At 32.6% G+C, this 20,383-nt stretch carries 16 protein-coding genes; 9 read left to right on the top strand and 7 right to left on the bottom strand.

Annotation, left to right across the window (positions count from 1 at the left end):
* The first annotated feature begins 9 nt into the window (after window positions 1-9).
* The 9 genes from ACVC43_RS02815 to ACVC43_RS02775 all read left to right on the top strand — a co-directional run bounded on the left by ACVC43_RS02815 (window position 10) and on the right by ACVC43_RS02775 (window position 10,692).
* On the top strand, window positions 10-1,350 hold the full coding sequence (locus tag ACVC43_RS02815) for an ATP-binding protein (RefSeq protein ID WP_452223048.1): 1,341 nt from the start codon (window positions 10-12) through the stop codon (window positions 1,348-1,350).
* On the top strand, window positions 1,343-2,320 hold the full coding sequence (locus ACVC43_RS02810) for an O-methyltransferase (RefSeq protein WP_452223047.1): 978 nt from the start codon (window positions 1,343-1,345) through the stop codon (window positions 2,318-2,320). Before ACVC43_RS02815 ends, ACVC43_RS02810 begins: the two co-directional genes overlap by 8 nt.
* Before the next feature lies 1 nt (window position 2,321).
* The gene (locus ACVC43_RS02805; protein ID WP_452223046.1) at window positions 2,322-3,491 is read left to right on the top strand and encodes a DNA cytosine methyltransferase; all 1,170 of its coding nucleotides are present in this window, start codon (window positions 2,322-2,324) and stop codon (window positions 3,489-3,491) included.
* A 1-nt stretch (window position 3,492) separates the two neighbouring features.
* Window positions 3,493-4,161 (top strand): YggS family pyridoxal phosphate-dependent enzyme, encoded by a 669-nt coding sequence (locus ACVC43_RS02800; protein ID WP_452223045.1) that lies wholly within the window; start codon window positions 3,493-3,495, stop codon window positions 4,159-4,161.
* 65 nt (window positions 4,162-4,226) lie between these two features.
* Window positions 4,227-5,591, top strand: coding sequence for an exonuclease domain-containing protein (locus ACVC43_RS02795; RefSeq protein ID WP_452223123.1), 1,365 nt, complete (start codon window positions 4,227-4,229; stop codon window positions 5,589-5,591).
* Window positions 5,588-7,558: a DUF3857 domain-containing protein gene (locus tag ACVC43_RS02790; RefSeq protein WP_452223044.1), complete on the top strand. Its 1,971-nt coding sequence runs from the start codon at window positions 5,588-5,590 to the stop codon at window positions 7,556-7,558. Before ACVC43_RS02795 ends, ACVC43_RS02790 begins: the two co-directional genes overlap by 4 nt.
* Window positions 7,559-7,581: 23 nt before the next feature.
* Window positions 7,582-8,445, top strand: coding sequence for an ion transporter (locus tag ACVC43_RS02785; protein WP_452223043.1), 864 nt, complete (start codon window positions 7,582-7,584; stop codon window positions 8,443-8,445).
* 9 nt (window positions 8,446-8,454) lie between these two features.
* Complete coding sequence (miaA, locus tag ACVC43_RS02780) at window positions 8,455-9,366, top strand: tRNA (adenosine(37)-N6)-dimethylallyltransferase MiaA (protein WP_452223042.1); 912 nt, start codon at window positions 8,455-8,457, stop codon at window positions 9,364-9,366.
* 54 nt (window positions 9,367-9,420) lie between these two features.
* On the top strand, window positions 9,421-10,692 hold the full coding sequence (locus ACVC43_RS02775) for a DUF2254 domain-containing protein (protein ID WP_452223041.1): 1,272 nt from the start codon (window positions 9,421-9,423) through the stop codon (window positions 10,690-10,692).
* Between the two features lie 47 nt (window positions 10,693-10,739).
* Here the strand turns inward: ACVC43_RS02775 and ACVC43_RS02770 are convergent, their stop codons facing one another.
* From ACVC43_RS02770 to ACVC43_RS02740, 7 genes are all read right to left on the bottom strand, one after another.
* Window positions 10,740-11,447: a response regulator transcription factor gene (locus ACVC43_RS02770; RefSeq protein ID WP_452223040.1), complete on the bottom strand. Its 708-nt coding sequence runs from the start codon at window positions 11,445-11,447 to the stop codon at window positions 10,740-10,742.
* Between the two features lie 4 nt (window positions 11,448-11,451).
* Complete coding sequence (locus ACVC43_RS02765) at window positions 11,452-13,014, bottom strand: sensor histidine kinase (RefSeq protein WP_452223039.1); 1,563 nt, start codon at window positions 13,012-13,014, stop codon at window positions 11,452-11,454.
* 71 nt (window positions 13,015-13,085) lie between these two features.
* The gene (gene coaE, locus ACVC43_RS02760; protein ID WP_452223038.1) at window positions 13,086-13,679 is read right to left on the bottom strand and encodes a dephospho-CoA kinase; all 594 of its coding nucleotides are present in this window, start codon (window positions 13,677-13,679) and stop codon (window positions 13,086-13,088) included.
* Window positions 13,676-14,638, bottom strand: a complete 963-nt coding sequence (locus ACVC43_RS02755) for a CdaR family protein (protein WP_452223037.1) — start codon at window positions 14,636-14,638, stop codon at window positions 13,676-13,678. Before ACVC43_RS02755 ends, coaE begins: the two co-directional genes overlap by 4 nt.
* Complete coding sequence (locus ACVC43_RS02750; RefSeq protein ID WP_452223036.1) at window positions 14,638-15,645, bottom strand: glycosyltransferase; 1,008 nt, start codon at window positions 15,643-15,645, stop codon at window positions 14,638-14,640. Before ACVC43_RS02750 ends, ACVC43_RS02755 begins: the two co-directional genes overlap by 1 nt.
* Window positions 15,646-15,751: 106 nt before the next feature.
* A complete protein-coding gene (locus ACVC43_RS02745; protein WP_452223035.1) occupies window positions 15,752-19,321 on the bottom strand; it encodes a fibronectin type III domain-containing protein in 3,570 nt (1,189 codons plus the stop codon).
* Window positions 19,322-19,558: 237 nt separating this feature from the next.
* Window positions 19,559-20,380: an enoyl-ACP reductase FabI gene (locus tag ACVC43_RS02740; RefSeq protein ID WP_452223034.1), complete on the bottom strand. Its 822-nt coding sequence runs from the start codon at window positions 20,378-20,380 to the stop codon at window positions 19,559-19,561.
* Window positions 20,381-20,383 lie beyond the last annotated feature (3 nt).

The following is a 20,383-nucleotide window of genomic DNA, read 5'->3' as shown; positions in this document are numbered from 1 at the left end:
TTAATAAGTATGAGCAATACGTTTGACGCAGCACCAACAAAGGAATTTTTTATTTCAATGTTAGTAAGAGATATTAATTTAAAAGATGCAATTGGCGATTTAGTTGATAATTGTATTGATGGTGCAAAAAATATTAGAGGTAATGGAGATTTCAACAATCTGTATATTAATATTACAATCAATAATAATGAATTTAAGATAAAGGACAACTGTGGAGGTATAGATATTGAGATAGCAAGAAAATATGCCTTTAGATTTGGAAGACCTGAAAATTCTGAATCGGACATAAAATACTCAATTGGACAATTCGGTATTGGTATGAAAAGAGCTTTTTTCAAAATCGGAAGAAGATTTATTGTTAATACAAAAACTATCAATAATTCATTTCGTATGAATGTAGATGTAAACGATTGGAGCAAGGACAGTAACTGGACATTTACTTATGATGAATCTGAAGATTTTAAAGTTCCTATAGACATAACAGAAACAGGTACAAGCATAATTGTAAAAGATTTAAATTCAGATGTGGAAACTGCATTTACTGATAATAGGTTTTTACAATCTCTTCAAAATGACTTAGAGCTTGATCATTTATATAACCTCAATAAAGGTCTTAAAATCATATTCAATGGCAACCGATTAAAACCTAAAAAACTAAAATTTAATGTTTCCGAGGATATAAAAATTGGAAATTGGGAGCATACATTTGATAATGGAGTTAAAGTAAAATTATTAGTTGGTGTTGGAGAACAAGCGCAAGATTTAGGTGGTTGGTATATTTTTTGTAATGATAGATTGATAGTTGGTCCTGATACAACAGAGTTAACTGGTTGGACAGGAAGAGGTAATGGAGGTGTTGCAAATTATCATCATCAATATTATAGATTTAGAGGGTATGCATTTTTCAATTCTGAAGATTCAGAAAAGTTACCATGGAATACCACTAAAACAGGAATGGATTTGGACTCACCTATTTTTAAACATGTTAGAGGAAAAATGATAGAAATGATGAAAACTGTTGTTAACGGATTCTTGAACCCTCTTAAAAAAGAAAATGAAAGTACTTATAAAGGAGATAAAGTTTTAAATAATTCTATCGAAAATACAGATTCGCTGAACATCACTGATAATGATATTAACAATTTTTATTCTCAAGATAGATCTTTTGCACATCCCGTACCAGCTCCATCTAATAATCGTGTAAGTGATGGAAAAACCAAAATTCAATATGAGGTGGATAAAGAATCAGTTAAAAAAATGAAGAAAAACTTTAATTTATCCACTAACGAGGACGTTGGTTTATACACGTTCAATTATGTTTTTGAAAACGAGATAGCAGACAATGAGTAGTTTTAGAAAAATAAATTACAGTTTGCGACCTGCAAAAGCTGTGGAGAGAAAGATGATGAGTTTTGCTTTAAAAAAATTAAGTAATTTTGACTCTTTCTCTAGTTACCAATATGTAGGTTTTGGATCTACTTTTTTCAACGATTTTATTTTATTTCATAAAGACTTAGGTATAAATAAAATGATTAGTATTGAATCTTCCACAAACAAGATGAGGTTTAACTTTAATAAACCTTTTCACTGTATAAAGATGGAGTTTGGAGATTCTCATACAATTTTACCTAGTTTGGATTGGACGATGAAAAACATTGTATGGTTGGACTATGACAAAACTTTGAGAAGAAACTATTTAAGTGATATTTCTACTTTTATAACTTCTGCAGTTTCTGGTAGTTTTTTTATGATAACAATAAACTGTGAGCCTTCAGCCTATGGTGAGACGAATCAAGAAAGAAAAAATGAATTATCTGAAAAAATTGGACAAGACAACCTTCATTTTGGCAATAGACCTATTGACTTTTCTACAAACAACTTGTCTACCTCGCTTTACCAAATTATTTCAGACTACATTAAGTCTGAATTAATGAACAGAAACGGTGGGTTAACTTTAGATAATAAATTAAAATTCAAACAACTTTTTCATTTTAATTATGCAGATGGAGTAAAAATGCTTACTATTGGAGGTATGCTTGTTAATCCTGAACACGAAAAAATTTTTAATATAGTAAACTTTAATGAGCATAGCTTCATAAAAGACAATCAAGAATCATTCAATATAAACATCCCTAGTTTAACTTTAAAAGAAATAAGATTCTTGAATGCTCAATTACCAAGTGCTATTGACGAAGAAGGGAATTTATTAATCGAAAGTTTACCAGATATTTCAAATCCTAATTTACCCATTTCTGACATAAAAAAATATTCTAAAATTTATAGTTTCTTTCCTCTATACACAGAAGCCTTCTCTATATAATATGACAAAAAAAATTAAAGTAATTGATCTGTTCGCTGGTGCTGGAGGTTTTGGTCTTGGCTTTGAAATGGCTAAATATCATATCTTATTTTCTTTAGAGGTCGATAAATGGGCTTCTGATACATTAAGAGAAAACTTTAATCACAAAGTTATACACGACAGTATACTTAATTATACATCCAAAAAAGATATTACTGCTCTATGTACAGAACAACCTGATATCATCATCGGAGGACCTCCATGTCAAGGATTTAGTAATGCTGGAAAAAAAGTAATTTCTGATCCAAGAAACAAAATGTACTTACATTTTCATAAATGGGTTGATGTTCTCAAGCCAAAAATGTTCGTTATTGAAAATGTAAAAGGAATATTAAATTTTAAAACTAATGAAGGAACTAAAGTAATAGACGAAATAAAGTCAAAATTCAGTAATAGTGGTTACAGTGTCAATATTTGGAAACTGAATTCAAAAAACTATGGTGTTCCTCAAAGTAGAGAAAGAATATTTATAGTCGGTCACATAGATAACATAGTAATTCCTAAACCTCCTATTATTAATTCCAACGATGAGAATTCAAATTTACCTCAATTTCTTACAGTAAATGATGCAATTTCTGATTTACCAAAAATTAAAGCAAAGGAAGGTTCCGATGAATCAGATTATGATTCAGAACCTCAAAACGATTATCAAAAAAAGTGTAGGATAAATAGCTCTAAAGTCTTCAACCACGAAGCTATGAAACATACCGACAGAATGGTATCTCGCTATCAGCATATTATTGATGGAAATAGTTTAGATGATTTAAGTGATGAATTAAAAGTTAGAAAAAGAAATGGCAATGGGGAATTATCAAACATTAAATTTGCATTAAATTATAGGTATCTGAAACCGAATCATCCGTCTTATACTATACCTGCTCATTTCTATTCTAGTTTTATCCATCCATCCATACCTAGAAATATTACTACAAGAGAAGCTGCTAGAATTCAGTCATTTCCAGATTGGTATAAATTCTGCGGAAAACGTACCATGATTTCTTCCAAACTGTTAAAGCGGTTAGGTAAAGATGAGGAGCTGAATCATCTTTCCCAATATAATCAAGTAGGTAACGCCGTTCCTCCGCTATTAGCGAAGAATATTGCAATTCATTTAAAGAAGTTTTTTGACTAAAATGAACATAAAACAAAACCTAAATAAAATAAAACAATCACTACCAGAGCACGTAACACTCGTCGCTGTCTCAAAAACAAAACCGGTAAGCGATTTAATGGAAGCCTACACTGCTGGGCAGCGCATTTTTGGAGAAAATAAAATTCAGGAAATGGTTGAAAAGCATGAGGAAATGCCAAAGGATATACAATGGCACATGATTGGGCATGTACAACGCAACAAGGTAAAATACATGGCGCCTTTTGTGAGTTTAATTCATGGTGTGGAAAGCTTCAAATTATTAAAAGAGATTAATAAACAAGCTGTAAAGCATGATAGAGTAATCGATTGTTTGCTTCAAATTAAAATAGCCGAAGAAGATTCTAAATTCGGGATGTCACCTAGGGAAGCTTCAGAAATATTACAATCGGAGGGATTTTCAGCATTAAAAAATATACAAATCACTGGTGTCATGGGAATGTCGACGTTTACTGATAATGAAGTTCAAATTGAAAAAGAATTCAAGTTATTAAAATCGACTTTCGATAATTTAAAAACCCTCAATACTAAAAACTGCAAACTGCAAACGGTGAGTATGGGAATGAGTGGTGATTATAAATTAGCAATAGATTGTGGCAGTAACATGGTTAGAATAGGAAGTAGTATATTTGGCGAACGAAATTATAATTAGTCACAGTTTTTAGTACTTACTCGATTGGTAAACAACAAACGACATAACAATAAACACCATACATTATTTACGCAATTTTAGACATAGAAACCACTGGTGGTAAGTATAATGAAGAAGGCATAACGGAAATTGCGATTTATAAGTTTGATGGTCATGAGGTTGTCGACCAATTTATAAGTTTGGTGAATCCGGAGCGAGAAATACAACCCTTTGTTGTAAACCTTACTGGTATAAACAGCCATATGCTGCGTAATGCACCAAAATTCTATGAGATCGCTAAACGTATTGTAGAAATTACCGAAGGTTGTATTTTAGTTGCCCATAATGCACAATTTGACCACAGAATTTTAAGAACAGAATTTAAACGTTTAGGTTTCGAATTCGATCGCGAAACGTTGTGTACAGTAGAACTAACCAAATCTTTAATTCCAGATTTACCATCTTATAGTTTAGGCAAATTGGTACGCTCATTAGGAATTCCTGTTACCGATAGACACCGTGCGTCTGGTGATGCTTTAGCTACTGTAAAACTCTTTAAATTATTGTTGAGTAAGGATACTGAGAAAAAAATCATTCAGCAATTTTTACGTAAGCAACCAAAACTTCAATTAGAACCAAAATTAATTGACATTATTGCCGAAACACCTTCTATTACTGGAGTTTACTATATTCATAATAAAGATGGAAAAATTATTTATATAGGAAAAAGTAAAAATATTAAAAAGCGTGTTAATCAACATTTTACTGGTAGAGATCGTAAGTCTAAAAAAATTCAGTTACAAGTTGCTACGGTTACATACGATGCCACTGGAAACGAGCTCATTGCCTTGTTAAAAGAAAGCCACGAAATTAAAATTAATAAACCTATTTTTAATCGTGCCATGAAAAAATCGCTGTTCTCGCATGCTTTATACAGTTCTACAGACAGTAATAATTACATAAATTTAAACATCGAAGCCGCAGACGGTAGAAAAAAAACTATAACTACATTTACTAATAAACAAAGTGCTAAAGATTTTTTGCATAATGCAGTAGAAACCCACACCTTATGCCTTAAACTTACTGGATTGGAAAAAACTCTTAATAGCTGTTTTAAATATAAGATAAAAGAATGTGAAGGCGCCTGCATTAACGAGGAGAATACCAAGTTGTATAACGAGCGTGTACAACAGTTTATTAGTAAATATAGTTTTGAAAACAAAAGTATGGTTATAATAGATCGAGGTCGTGAAATAGATGAGCGCAGTGCTGTTTTAATAGAAAATGGCATATTTAAAGGTTATGCCTTTTACGATTTAAATTACCAACTAAGCAACATTGAGATATTAAAATCTATCATTATACCAATGGAAAACAATAAACATACACAACACATAATACAACACTATTTGCGTAAAAATAAACGTTTAAAAATCTTAAAATTTTCATGAAAAAAAATTTAATAAAACTAACCTTTTTACTATGCTCTATAATAAGTTATTCTCAAACTGAATTTAATGTCTCTGGATATAATGTAACGAGCAACGATTTAAATACAAATATTTACAGTAAGGATTCTACTGCTAATGCTTTGGTAGTGTACGAATATGGAAACTCTTATTTCGACCAAGCCGATTTTAGATTAAAAACCGATGTTAAGCGTAAGATTAAAATTCTTAATAGAAACGGTTTTGATGAGGCAACGGTTTCAATTTTGCTCTACAATAATAGCGATGATAAAGAAAAAATATCTAAAATTGAAGCTTCCACTACCAATTCAAACCCAAACGGTTCTGTAGACATTCAAAAATTAGATGAGAGTCAAGTTTTTACCGAAAAATATAACGATAATTATACGTTAGTAAAATTTACAATGCCTAACATTAAAGCGGGATCAATAATAAAATATACATATACTTTAGATACGCCTTTTATTTTTAATTACAGACCATGGTATTTTCAAAAAAATATCCCTACTCTCTATAGTGAGTACCATGCTAGTATTCCTGCCAATTACACCTATAACATAAAGCTTGTTGGCGAAACGCCATTATCTACCAACCTCACAGATACCGAACCTGATTGTTTAAAAGTCTCTACAGGAGCTAAAGCCGATTGTTTTAAATCGGTTTATGTAATGAAAGACATTCCTGCTTTTATTGAAGAGAAATATATGACTACTAAAGAAAATTATATTTCTAAAGTAGAATACGAATTACAAGTTTATAAAAGTTTTGAAGGTGGTACAAAAAACATTACTAAATCATGGAAAACAGTAGATAAAGAACTTAAGGTAGAAAAGAGCATTGGCAGGCAGCTAAATAAAGGATCATTAGTTAAAGATTTGCTCGCAAACGAGATTACAAGCGAAAAAGACAAACTTAAAAAAGCGCAAGCTATTGTAGAATATGTTCAAGCTAATTTTAAATGGAATGAGGAAAATAATATTTTTAAGGATGTTTCTTTAAAAGATTTGATAAAAAATAAGGTTGGAAGATCTTCAGAAATAAACCTATTGCTTTACAATTTATTAAAAGAAAATAATATTGATGTACTTCCCGTATTAATGTCTACAAGACCCAACGGACTCCCTACTAAAATTTTTCCAGTAATTTCGGAGTTTAACTACATCATTATTCAAGCAAAAATAGCGGGAGAAACTTATTTTCTTGATGGTACAAATCCCTATTTATCTTTTGGACAATTACCATTTAGATGTTTAAACCAATATGGTAGGCTTTTAGACTTTAAAGAAGGAAGCACATGGATTGATATAAAACCAAACGACTTTTCAACAGCTAGTTATATTGTAAAAACAAAACTCGATGACAATAGTGCTATAGAAGGGAACTTAGAATATAAAGCGTCTGGTTATCAATCTACCGATTTAAAATCGGCTTACTTTAATAATAAAACCAACTATTTTACAGAGTATCAAAACACAAATACAAATTTTACAGTTAAAAATCATGAGGTTACCACTTTAGCAAAAAACAGTGACACTTTTAAAGAGGTTGTAGATTTTGAATTAGCATCAGAAACCATTGGTAACACTATTTATGTTAATCCTTTTATAACTTCATTTTTTAGTGAGAACCCATTGAAATTAAACAACCGAACTTATCCTATTGATTTTGGTTATAAAGACTCTTACACGTACATTTATAAGTTATCGTACAATAGTGATGATTATGAAGTAACTGAAGCTCCTGAGGTTACTAAGCTCCAATTACCAAATGGAACGGGATCACTATTAATGAATGTAACAAAAAGTGACTCTGAAGTCATTATATATTTTAAATTCAATTTTAAAGAAGTAATCTACAGCCAAGATTATTACCCTTATTTAAAAGAGTATTTTAGTAAAATTGTAGATTTACAAAAAAACACCCTAATAGTTTTAAAGAAAATTAGCTAATTAATATTTAGTATTTTTGATATATGAGTACAACAAGAGAAATTAGTTGGAAAAACAAACTTCACGAGATAATTTACGAAGCAGATACACCTGCCGGAAAGTTGTTTGACATTGTATTACTTATATTCATTCTTGCCAGTATTATATTAGTCATGCTGGAAAGTGTTAGTTGGATAGACGACAGGTATCACGATTTATTATACATTGGAGAATGGATAGTTACTATTCTTTTTACTATTGAGTATATCGCAAGAGTTATTACAGTAAATCAGCCAAAAAAGTACATTTTTAGTTTTTATGGTGTTATAGATTTTTTATCTACAATCCCAATGTATCTTTCCTTTTTCTTTGTTGGTAGCCATGCATTGGTCGCCTTAAGGGCATTGCGATTATTAAGAATCTTTAGAATCTTAAAACTGGCAAGATATTTAGGAGCCTCTAACCATTTGGCCTCGGCAATAAAAGCCAGCAGAGCAAAAATCTCTGTATTTTTATTTGCAGTAATAATTGCTGCCATAATATTTGGAACCCTAATGTATTTAGTAGAAGGAGAAGAACATGGTTTTTCAAACATCCCTAAAAGTGTGTATTGGTGCATTGTTACACTTACAACCGTAGGTTTTGGTGATATTGCTCCCGAAACACCATTGGGCCAGCTTATTGCAACCATAATAATGATTATGGGTTATGGAATTATCGCTGTTCCTACTGGTATTGTCTCGGCAGAATATACAAGAAGTAGTAATAAAAAAAATGAAGAGGACAATAATAAGCAGCCCGAAAAAATTCATTTAAACTCACAAACGTGTCAAAATTGTTTGGCAACACGGCACAAAGATGAAGCGGAGTATTGTTTCAAATGCGGACATAATCTACACATAGACTAAATTAAACAATTGCATTCTCAAAATAAATATCTCATCGCTGTTGTAGGACCAACTGCAATTGGCAAAACCACTTTAAGCATTAAACTTGCCAATTATTTTAAGACGGAAATACTCTCTGCAGATTCAAGACAATTTTACAAGGAAATGCAAATAGGTACAGCCGCACCAACTCCTGAAGAATTATCCCAAGCAAAACATCATTTTATTCATCATAAATCTATAACAGATAATTATAATGTTGGTGCTTTTGAAAAGGATGCATTAGCGACGTTAAACACCCTTTTTACAAAACATAATGTGGTAATTATGGTTGGTGGCTCTGGATTATACGTAGATGCTGTTACCAAAGGCTTAGATTATTTTCCTGAAATAGAAGCCCATATAAGAGAGGATTTAAACAACACCCTCAAATCTAATGGGCTTGAAACACTTCAGCTTCAGCTAAAAAAATTGGACCCAGCATCTTATAACACCATTGCCATAGACAATCCACAACGCGTAATACGCGCTTTAGAGATATGTATTGGTAGTGGCAAACCTTATTCTTCTTTTTTAAAGAAAGACAAAAATAAACGCCGTTTTAAAACCATAACGGTTGGCTTAACAGCAGACCGTGAAATTATTTACAACCGTATTAACGAACGTGTAGATATCATGATGGCAGAAGGGCAGCTGGACGAAGCTAAATCGCTAATAAACAAACAAGAACTAAACGCCTTAAATACTGTTGGTTACAAAGAACTTTTTGCTTATTTTAAAGGAGAATATACACTTGCTTTTGCCATTGAAGAAATTAAAAAAAATACGCGTAGGTTTGCAAAACGACAACTCACTTGGTTTAAACGTAACGAAAACATCAACTGGTTCGATTACAAAACAGATGTAGCACAAATTATCTCAAAATTAGAAAGTAAAATGTAAAAGAGCACTTTCTATTGTGAGAGTAGCAGTATATTAGTTGTAATAAATAATTTTATGAAAGAAAAATTAACGTATTTTTTTAGACTTATCTATCAAACCAAAGATAAAATAGCCTTTTACCCTTCTCTTATTGGTTTTATAGGCTCTACGTTTGCCTTCATCATGTTTTATTTAGAAGAACGAGGCATTTCTAAATATCTATTAGACATTGTTCCTCAATTAGTAATTAATAATACCGAAACTGCCAGAATACTTTTAACCACATTTATTGGTGGATTAATTTCAATAATGGTTTTTAGTTTTTCTATGGTAATGATTTTGTTAAGTCAGGCATCGAGCAACTTCTCTCCTCGCCTGCTTCCTGGTTTAATATCGAATAGAAGACATCAAATGGTTTTAGGAGTTTATTTAGCTACTATTATTTATTGTATATTATTGCTGGTCTATATAGAACCTAATGGTGACAAATACCAACTCCCAGGATTTTCTGTATTATTTGCTATTATATTCATGCTCAATTGTCTTGCGGCATTTATTTATTTTATTCATTCCATTTCTCAGGAAATTCAGATTAGTAACATCATGGAGAAAATATTTAATACCTCTAAAAAACGATTGGAAGTATTAATTGCTCACGAAGATGAAAAAGATAATAATAAACAACTTAAAGACACTAATAACTGGAAAAGTTATCACTCTACAGTAAGTGGTTATTTGCAAGACGTGTCGCTTAAAAATATTGCCGAAATTGCAAAAAAAGCAAATACGCATATAGAAATAACTCCTGTTAAAGGAACTTTTGTTTTAACCGAAAATGATTTGTTTAAAGCCGAGAATGAGCTTAATGATGAACAGATAGAAAAAATACTAAGGCTTTTTGTTTTTTCTAAAAGCGAAATGATAGAAGATAATTACACGCTGGCTTTTAAACAACTTACCGAAATTGCTGTTAAAGCCATGTCACCAGGTATTAATGATCCTGGAACGGCATTAAACGCTATAGATTATATTACTCAGTTGTTTGCAATTCGAATTAGAAAAAACGATTTCACCTATTATAAAATAGATGGTGAGATTAGAGCTTCTATGAATACTGTTACCTTTAAAGAATTGCTATTTCAAGTTATGGCAGCTTTAAGAACGTATTGTAAACATGATATTATTATCGTACAGAAATTGTTAACTATGTTATCGAGTTTAGAAGCCATTTGTGAAAACGAAAACTATAAAAAAGCAATATCTATTGAAACGGAACAACTAAAAATAGATGCCAAAGAAAATATTAAAAATGAAAGAGATTTATCTTTTTTAAATAGTAGTAAATAAAAAAAACCACTGCTTTGCAGTGGCTTTTCTTTAACTTGATTATAGTCTTAGTCTGGGTTGACTACTAACCTGAAACCTTCACCGTGAATGTTTAAAATCTCGACTTTGTCATCTACTTTTAAATACTTACGTAATTTGGCAATATAAACATCCATACTTCTTGAAGTAAAGTAGTTATCATCTCTCCAAATTTTTGTTAGTGCTAATTCTCTGGGCATTAAATCATTTTCATGAAGCGCCAGAAGACGTAGCAATTCATTTTCCTTTGGAGATAACTTAGTGGCTTCGCCACCTTTATAGGTTAAAAATCTTAATTTAGAATTAAGATCGAAATTACCTATTTTAAATTCAAACTGCTTACTATCTGCAACAGTTTCGGTTGCTTTACGTTGCATAATTGCTTTAATTTTCATTAAAAGCACCTCACTATCAAAAGGTTTATTTAAGTAATCGTCTGCTCCAACTTTATAACCTTTAAGCACATCTTCTTTCATGGCTTTTGCAGTAAGGAAAATAATTGGCACATCGGCATTTTTTTCTCTAATTTCCTTAGCTAAGGTGAAACCATCTTTATAAGGCATCATAACATCTAAAATACAAAGATCGTAATCGTCCTTTTTAAACTTTTCGAAACCTTCCATACCGTTTTTGGCGTGGACAACTTCGTAGTCGTTCATCATTAAATAATCCTTTAATACGGTTCCAAAATTTGGATCGTCCTCTACTAATAATATTTTCTTTTCTTGTTCATCCATAATGTTATGATATTAACGGAAGTTTAATTGTAAAAGTACTTCCTTTGTCTTTTTCACTTTCTACTGATATGTGACCACTGTGGTCTTCTACTATTCTTTTAACGTAAGCCAAACCTAAACCGTGGCCTTTAACGTTGTGTATATTTCCTGTGTGTTCTCTATAAAACTTTTCGAAAACACGTTTTGCTGCAGCTTTGCTCATGCCACTGCCTTCATCTGTAATTTTAATTAAGATACTATTTCCAACATTTAAAGTATCTACAGTAATTTTAGGAGATTCTGGCGAGTATTTTACTGCGTTATCTAATATATTTACAAGCACATTGGTAAAATGTGTTTCGTTTGCTAATACAAACGATTTTGATGCTGTTAATTCTGTTTCAATGTGTCCGCCCTTGTCTTCAACAATTAATTCTACATGAGAAATAGCATCTTCTATTAAGTCGTGTAAACGTACACGTTCCTTACTAATATTTAGCTCGTTTTTTTCAAGTTTAGATATTCTTAATACATTTTCTACTTGTGCATGCATACGCTTATTTTCTTCACGTATCATATGCAAATAGCGCTTTACTTTTTCTTTATCATCTATTATTTTTGGATTCTTAATAGAATCTAAAGCTAAGTTTATGGTTGCAATAGGCGTTTTAAACTCATGCGTCATATTATTAATGAAATCTGTTTTAATTTCAGCAATCTTACGTTGCTTCATTATTTGAGTTAATGCTGTAATAAAGGCAATTAAAATAATGGATGTAAACAAAATTGATAAAGCCAACATACCTAATACAGACGACCATATAAACCGATCACGTTCTGGAAAATTAACTAATAAACGGTAGTTGTTATTTCCGTTATCTTCTGAAAAAATAGGGAATTGTAAGGTGATTTGGTTTTCTAAATCAAAATTATCTGTTTGTATTTTAGTTGCCAAACCATTACTATAGATTGCAAATTCGTAATCAATATCTATATCATCCTGCAATAGTTTTAATTTTAGCAATTTATCTATGCGTTCTCGAGAAGTACGTTTAAGTATTGGTTTTCGCCAAGCAAAATTTTTATAATGTGTTTCGTACATTATATCTTCGGTTTTGCTAATTTGAGATAAAATGGCATCTGAGCCTATTGTTCCATCAATTTCACTTGTTTTATAAACTTTAGTTTCGTTTTCGTTTATAATTTTTTTAATATTAGTACTATCTAAACCTATGTCAAAGAGCGCAGAAGATAATTTATAATTTTCTTCTAAAATTCCATTTCTGTAAACCAGTGTTTCGTTTTTATCTCGATTTTCCTGCTTTACGTAAAGATTAATAAGTGCTGTTGTGTCCTTATCTACTTCAATACCTTGGGCTATTAACTTTCTTAATTTTATAATATGGTCTCTGTATTCATCATCTTCAATAGTTTTAGAGACATAGCTTAATGCTTTTTTTACAGTAAAATTAAAGTTATCTTCCTTATTGCTTATAGAATTTGAAATGTAAAAACCTTGAACAAAAATGATACCTATAAGAGACAGACTCATCAAGATAACTAATACAAAAAACACTTTTTTACTCATTCAGTCAAAATTAATATTTTAACATTTAGTAAGCGGTGCATTTAACCTTACATTAACAAAAATGTTAAATTTTAGCTTTTAAGTGTTTTTTTTAAGAGTAGAGTGTGCACTTTTAACACTTCTTTTTGAGTTGTTTCCAAGTCGGTGTTAACAATTACAAAGTCCGAAAGACGCATTTTAATGGCGTCTTTCCACTGGTTTTCTATTATTGCTTTTACTTTCTGCTCATCGACATTATCGCGTTTTACTACGCGAGCAATACGTTCTTTTTCTGATGCCGTAACTGTAATAATATAATCGTAGTTTTTATAGCTTCCATTTTCGAACAGAATAGCAGCTTCTTTTATAATATATGGTGCTTCTTGCTTATTAAGCCATTTTTTATAATGTTGTCCTACTTTAGGATGCACAATGGCATTCATTTGTTCTAAAAGGGCTTTATTGTTAAATATTGCTTTAGACAAGTATGGCCTGTTTAATTTATTATCAACATAAGCTAATTCTCCAAATAGCGCTATTAGTTTCTTTTTAATAACTTTAGAGGTATTCATTAATTTCTTGGCCTCATCATCTGCTATATATATGGGTATTCCCAATTTAGCAAATGCCTTTGCAACTGTCGTTTTACCACTACCTATACCTCCTGTAAGTCCTACTGTTATCATTCTGAGATTATATATTCAATTTTTTGTTCATGTAATCGCGCACTTTTTATATTTTTTGGAGACGCCACCAATTTTGGTGTTAAGTAGGCAGATTGACTGTTACGCTCTTTAAAGTCGCAAATTACTTTAAAGTCTTCAATATTAACAGCTTTAAAACTTGTTAAATTAGTATAGTAAGATACTGTAACTGTTTTAGGAAAATAATTCACTTCAAGATTATTAGGAATATTAATCAGGTTTAAAGGTAACGTTATGGTACCTTCTGTAAATTTCTCTGCATTAATGGCAATACTAACCGCTTTTGTTTTAACAAGAATTTGATTATCTAAAGAATCTAACTTTAATATTAATCTAGTGTTTATTGGTTTATTAATGTCGTTTTTCTCAAATAATTCGGTTTCTAAAAACTTCAGTTTTTTAATTAAAGATTCTGGACCAATTACTTTTACCGAGTCTGGGAATGCAACAATACTATCTAAAACGTCATAACCCGGAGTATAATCAAGTTTTAAATTAGGTTTTACAGGTACCATTTTAACAGCATTTATATCTACATTAAAAATTAAAGTATCTGGATTTATGGTTTTTAGTTTTATTTCTTTCCTAAATTGATTGTTTATTCCTGCGTAGCCTCTGGACAAAGACCAGATGTAAACAGAATCAGATTTCCTAATGTCTTTTCTAAAATCGATGGCAACAGATGGTGTATTAAAGTAATATTTTAGCCACTGAAAACCTGACGTTGTCATGGTAAGGTTTAACGTATTAGACGAGTCGTTAAGCACAATCATCTCGTCTGGTATGTCTTTTAAATTAACATTAAACTTTACCGTATTAGTATAAGAAGCTGAAAGTCTCGCCAATACCAAAATAAAAAAAGCAAGCAATAAAAAAATGAAGAAAACATTTAGTTTTCTACTTCTTACAAAGGTTTTTATTCTGGAGGTAATTATAGACATTATTTTAATTTAAAAAACAACTTTGGAAATTGTGTTTCCGGATTTCGGTTTAAAACACCAATATAAACTGTAGATTTTAAAAAACCCATGCCATAACCAAAAAACTGAATTGATAATGCAATTAGAGATTGAAAAGCAACAATAATACTTTTAGATTGTATTAAAGCCAATATAAATGCCAAACCATAATACCAAATCACGACATATAGCGGTAATAGGATATTAAATAACGCCACAATAACAGAAAACATGACACCAAATACAAAAATCGTTGGAAACCAGTACGTTATTTTTTTTGTCGAAGGATGCCATGTGTTAAGAATTGGTCTAACCATCCCAAATTTTTTAACTTGCGTGTAAAATTTAGACCAAGAAATTCTACGTTTATGATACACGTATGCCGTTTCAAAAAAAGCAGTTTTAAAACCTAAATTCCACAAGCGTATAGATAAATCCGGATCTTCACCTGGATGAATATTTCCAAAACCTTTTGTGGCTTCAAAGGCTTTTTTAGATAAGCCCATATTAAAACTTCTGGGTTGAAATTTGTTAACACTTTTTTTATTTCCTCTTATGCCTCCAGTAGTAATAAAAGACGTCATACTAAAATTAATTGCCTTTTGTAAATTCGAAAACGTAGCATGTGCTGCATCTGGTCCTCCAAAACAATCTACATACTCATTTTCTAAGTTGTTTTCCACAGCCTTAAGATAGGTTACAGGTAAAATGCAATCGCTATCCAATATTATAAAATAGTTACCATTAGCCTTCTGCATACCATAATTTCTGGAATCTCCAGGTCCAGAGTTTTCTTTATAAAAATAAGCTATGTTTAACTGTGACTTGTAATTTTCTATAACGGTTTTCGAGGTGATTGTAGAACCATCTTCCACTACAACAATTTCGTAGTCTAACGTTGTATGGAGATTTGCAAAACTTTGTAAAAGCTCTGCAATCTCGTTAGGACGATTGTAAACAGGGATAATAAAAGAATATACTCTTTGCATAAAACAAATGTACAGTAAACCAATAAAAAAAGCCACTCTAAAAAGAGTGGCTTTTAAAAAATTTATGCTGTACTATAATTTTAGTAAAACATATTATAAACTAATATTAGTTTTTAATAATTCTAACAGTCTCTACTGCACTTCCAACAGTTACTTGTACAAAGTAAGCTCCAGATTGCAATTTAGACATATCAACGTCGTTAGATACTGCATTTGGTGCAATTCTAATTACTTCTTGACCTAACATATTAAATACAGATACATTGTTAATTGCTTGTTGTGCATTTAACGTTAACGTATTATTTACTGGGTTTGGATAGTAAGAGAAAATAGTATTACCATCGAAATCTGTAGTTGATAATGTAGCCTCAGAGATTGTTAATTCAATTGGTCCCGCAACTTTAGCAACACCAGTATTGTAAACTCTTACATAGTAAGTAGTTCCATCTGTTAATCCTCCAACATCTGTCATTCCTTCTCCAACACAAGCAACTTCTGTTCCACCACATGCATCGTAAATAGCAGCGGTATCTGCAGTAGTATCAACAGTTACTGCTCCTGTAGTTGTAGCTACAAAAGAATACCAAATATCTTGGTCGCCTCCTGTAGGTCCACAGGTTGCCGCAGCAATTCCAGAATCTGTAGCGTTAGTAGAATCACCGGTAACCATTACTCCTAAAGTAAGCGCTTCTGCATCTGCACATTCGTCGTTTGGAGGAGTACAAGCTGCTTCAATCGTAAATAGGAAATCATCACCAGAGCTAATCCAAGCTCCTACACTTATATAGTACTCAGTTCCTGCAGTAGAAGCAAAATCAACTGAAGTAGTTAAAGTACCTAACCCATCTTCACTTGCAACGCAAGCTCCTTCGGTAAATCCAGCACAAGTTCCATCTGTACTTTCGTAAACTCCAATTTGAGAACCTTCATTTGCAGCTACAACAGTAATTGTAACGTTATCTCCTGTTCCTGTAAATTGATACCAAACATCGTTTCCAATACTACCATCACATGATGTTGCTCCTCCTGCTCCTGTAGCTTGAATGGTGGTTCCATTTAATGTTTCACCACAACTAATAGGCTCAGAACCTGTACATAAATCGTTAGCTGGTGGTGGAGGTGTTGGGTAAGCGCATAAATCGAAATTAACTCCTGCCGTAGTAGAAGTACTTCTTACACTTACATAATATGTAGTACCAGACACTAAATCCTCACTAACAGACGTTGAAGTACAAGTTGTACCTACTTGAGTTAATGCTCCACATGATCCTTCAAAAATAGATACATACGTTGATGATGTTCCAAAATCCATAGTTTCAGTAACTGATAATGTATAGTTCGCTGTTGTTGTTGGAACAAAAGTGTACCATACATCGCTATTTGTAGTTGAGCAATCTGCTTCTGCTGATGCTGTAGCCGATACTGTTGTACCAGATACTGCATTAGAACATGTAGCATCTGCAGATTCTGTTAATACTAATGCTCCTGCACAATCATCATTTGCTGGTGGTGGTGGTGGAGTACCTACACACACATCGAAATTAGTTTGTGCAGTAGCAGTAGGGCTTGACGACCAACCATAAACTCTTAAGTAATATGTGTTTCCAGCAGTTAAACCTGATACAGTAAATGAATTAGGATCACTTTCTCCAACTTCATTAGCTGCTGTCATACTACATCCTGCTAAATCATCGAATACACTCATTCCCATATCTGTAGCAGTACCATTAACTGCAGTTACATTTAAAAGCGATATTAAGTGAGCAGTGTTAGTCGCTGTAAAAGTAAACCAAACATCATTATTTGGTGTTCCTGTTGCATCATCTGGTTGCGGTGAAGCTGTTGCTGCAACAGTTGTTCCTGCAGTAACTTCTCCACAATTTAAATCTTCGTTTACTGTCAATCCTATAGCATTATCACACTCATCGTTAGCTGGTGGACAAGCAAAATCTGTAAACGACCCTAAGTCCGTATCACATGAATTATCGGTATCATGTACTAAAGTTATGTCTATTGTTGAACCAAATGCATAAGGTCCAACTGTTGTAACACCTGTAGCGTTTACAGGAGTTGATGTTGTACCATCAAAAATATTTATTGATGTAGCATCTCCTAAACTAGTAACATCAACATCGATTGAAAACATTGAAGTTGCACAATCTAATACTACTGTTCCATTTCCTGCAGGAGCAATACAAGCCGGAGCTTCATCAAAAGATATAGTGTCTAAAGCTAAATCGCTTTCAAAACTCGCTCCCATAGTTGCTCTAAATGTTACGCTTATAGTTTGACCTGCATAAGTAGCCAAATCTACAACACCAGTTAAAAACGGATCATTTTCAAGTTGCTGTTGCCCAGAAATAGTAAAAACACTATCTGTACCATTAACAAGAACTTCTAAAGTCCCCATATTTACACCAAACATATGGTAATCGAAAAATAAAGCGGGTGCTGTTAATGTAGATAAGTCAACTAATGGAGAGATTAAATCTACTGAAGACCCAGCCGTAGCCGTTGTTGCTTCTGTAAATAAATAATTTCCATCACTTACTCCAGATCCTGGTCCAGTTCCTGTAGATGATGTATCTGTCGTAGCAGCAACTTCCCAGTTATAACCTCCGGCAGCTACTGTAGCACTCCAGCAATTTTCACCTGTAAAATCTGCTGCAGAAACTGTAAATGTCTCAAACGTCTCTGTGTATGGTGCTGCTTGTGCAGTACAAGGGGTTGTGAATGAAAATGGCCCAACCCATTGTGAAACACCTGATCCTCCTGTTGCTCCGCAATCTGCAAGGACATAATATTCATAATCAACATTTGGTGATAGTCCAGTAAATGTATGTGGGTTACCAACTCCTGCTTCTGTTGCAGTCATTGTTTGTGTTCCACCTGCCGTAATGTTAACTAATTCTACGTTATACACACTGGCTGTGCCATTTTCGGTCCACGACGCCTCAGCAGAAACAGTTGTTACAGTCGAAATTGTCAAACCACTCGGGTCTACACAATTTGCAACCGTTGTAAAACCAAATGGTCCTGCCCATGGCGATAAATCACCTCCGCCACAGTCTGCTTGCACATAAAATTCGTAATCATTAGCATCTGTTAAACCTGATGCTGTATATGGGTTTGTAACGCCAGAAGCTGTTGCTGTCATTGTTTGTGTTCCGCCAGCAGTAACGTCTACAATTTCTACATTCCATGAAGTTGCAGTATTATTCTCTGTCCAACCTAAATCTGCACCAGAAGTAGTAATGTTACTTGCTGTTAAAGCTGTTGGTGGAAGGCAAGTAATTGATGTACTTCTAAAAGAAGTTACATGACAAACAGAACCTCCAGCACATGTTTCGTCTGCAGTAACGTGCAATCTTACCTCTGATGAAGTAATTGCAGAAACTGTTAATGGAGATGGCCCGGATGCAATTACATTGTTTGATAAATCAGTAATCGTTACAAAGACATCTGCTCCAGCATCAGTGGCTACAAATTCATAATCTTCACCTACAACTATTCCGTTTATTGTGTTATACTCGGTGGAGAAAGTACAAGTTGCAATTTGTTGACTGACATTGTTGTTATTAGATGTCACTGTCAAATATGCTGTAGAATTGATACATTGCGCCGAAACAGCGAATGATGCAAACAGCATTAAAAGTAAAAAAGTAATTTTTTTCATATTAAATTGTTTTAGTTAAAAATTGGTAATTAATATCCTAAAATATTGATAATATATAGACTAATCATGCTATTTGTTGACAAATCGATTATATGCCTCTAATAACAGTTTAAATGCATTTTTTGATGGATACTTCGATATAAATGAGCGTAATCAATTCAATATCAGTTTTAAATAAAAAAAACCATGTAAATTAATTTACATGGCTTAAAAATTTGTTTCGTATTATACCTTATACTACTTCTGCCCTTCTACAAAAGCATCCATTACAGCATCGCTTACTCCCATATTACTAAAACCTCCATCGTTATACAAGTTTTGTAAAGTCACACGGCGTGTTAAATCGCTAAATAGTGTTACGGTGTAATTAGCGCAATCTAAAGCCGTTGCATTGCCTAATGGCGACATTTTTTCGGCGTAGGCAATAAAACCATCAAAACCTTTAACGCCACTTCCTGCAGTTGTAGGTGTTGGCGATTGCGAAATAGTATTTACGCGCACACGTTTATCTCTGCCAAAAAAATACCCAAAACTACGCGCTATGCTTTCTAAATAGGCTTTATTATCTGCCATATCGTTATAATCTGGAAACACACGTTGTGCTGCCATATAGGTTAAGGCAACAATACTTCCCCATTCGTTCATGGCATCTTGCTTATATAATGTTTGCATAACCTTATGAAACGACATTGCAGAGACATCTGTTCCTTTTTGTGTCCAGTCGTATTTTTGATCTGTGTATGCTTTTCCTTTTCTTACGTTAATAGACATGCCAATAGAGTGTAAAACAAAATCAATTTTACCGCCTAAAATTTCCATAGATTGCTCAACAAGATTCTGTAAATCTTCTTCACTTGTGGCATCGGCTGGTATAATTTGAGAGCCTGTTTTTTCTGCTAACGCATTAATTTGCCCCATACGCATAGCCACTGGTGCATTAGTAAGTACAAATGTTCCTCCTTCTTCATGTACACGCTCTGCTGTTTTCCATGCAATAGAGTTTTCGTCTAATGCGCCAAATATAATTCCTCGTTTTCCTTTTAATAAATTGTAAGACATATC

This window comes from Lacinutrix chionoecetis, from assembly GCF_053604665.1.
This window is presented reverse-complemented; position numbering and strand designations above follow the sequence as displayed.

Bases quoted from the DNA above. Each gene is read 5' to 3' on its own strand.
- ACVC43_RS02770 (WP_452223040.1), bottom strand. From the start codon at position 11,447: ATGGATGAACAAGAAAAGAAAATATTATTAGTAGAGGACGATCCAAAT.
- ACVC43_RS02775 (WP_452223041.1), top strand. From the start codon at position 9,421: ATGAAAGAAAAATTAACGTATTTTTTTAGACTTATCTATCAAACCAAA.
- ACVC43_RS02810 (WP_452223047.1), top strand. From the start codon at position 1,343: ATGAGTAGTTTTAGAAAAATAAATTACAGTTTGCGACCTGCAAAAGCT.
- ACVC43_RS02785 (WP_452223043.1), top strand. From the start codon at position 7,582: ATGAGTACAACAAGAGAAATTAGTTGGAAAAACAAACTTCACGAGATA.
- ACVC43_RS02745 (WP_452223035.1), bottom strand. From the start codon at position 19,321: ATGAAAAAAATTACTTTTTTACTTTTAATGCTGTTTGCATCATTCGCT.
- ACVC43_RS02790 (WP_452223044.1), top strand. From the start codon at position 5,588: ATGAAAAAAAATTTAATAAAACTAACCTTTTTACTATGCTCTATAATA.
- ACVC43_RS02805 (WP_452223046.1), top strand. From the start codon at position 2,322: ATGACAAAAAAAATTAAAGTAATTGATCTGTTCGCTGGTGCTGGAGGT.
- ACVC43_RS02755 (WP_452223037.1), bottom strand. From the start codon at position 14,638: ATGTCTATAATTACCTCCAGAATAAAAACCTTTGTAAGAAGTAGAAAA.
- ACVC43_RS02765 (WP_452223039.1), bottom strand. From the start codon at position 13,014: ATGAGTAAAAAAGTGTTTTTTGTATTAGTTATCTTGATGAGTCTGTCT.
- ACVC43_RS02750 (WP_452223036.1), bottom strand. From the start codon at position 15,645: ATGCAAAGAGTATATTCTTTTATTATCCCTGTTTACAATCGTCCTAAC.
- coaE (WP_452223038.1), bottom strand. From the start codon at position 13,679: ATGATAACAGTAGGACTTACAGGAGGTATAGGTAGTGGTAAAACGACA.
- ACVC43_RS02815 (WP_452223048.1), top strand. From the start codon at position 10: ATGAGCAATACGTTTGACGCAGCACCAACAAAGGAATTTTTTATTTCA.
- ACVC43_RS02800 (WP_452223045.1), top strand. From the start codon at position 3,493: ATGAACATAAAACAAAACCTAAATAAAATAAAACAATCACTACCAGAG.
- ACVC43_RS02740 (WP_452223034.1), bottom strand. From the start codon at position 20,380: ATGTCTTACAATTTATTAAAAGGAAAACGAGGAATTATATTTGGCGCA.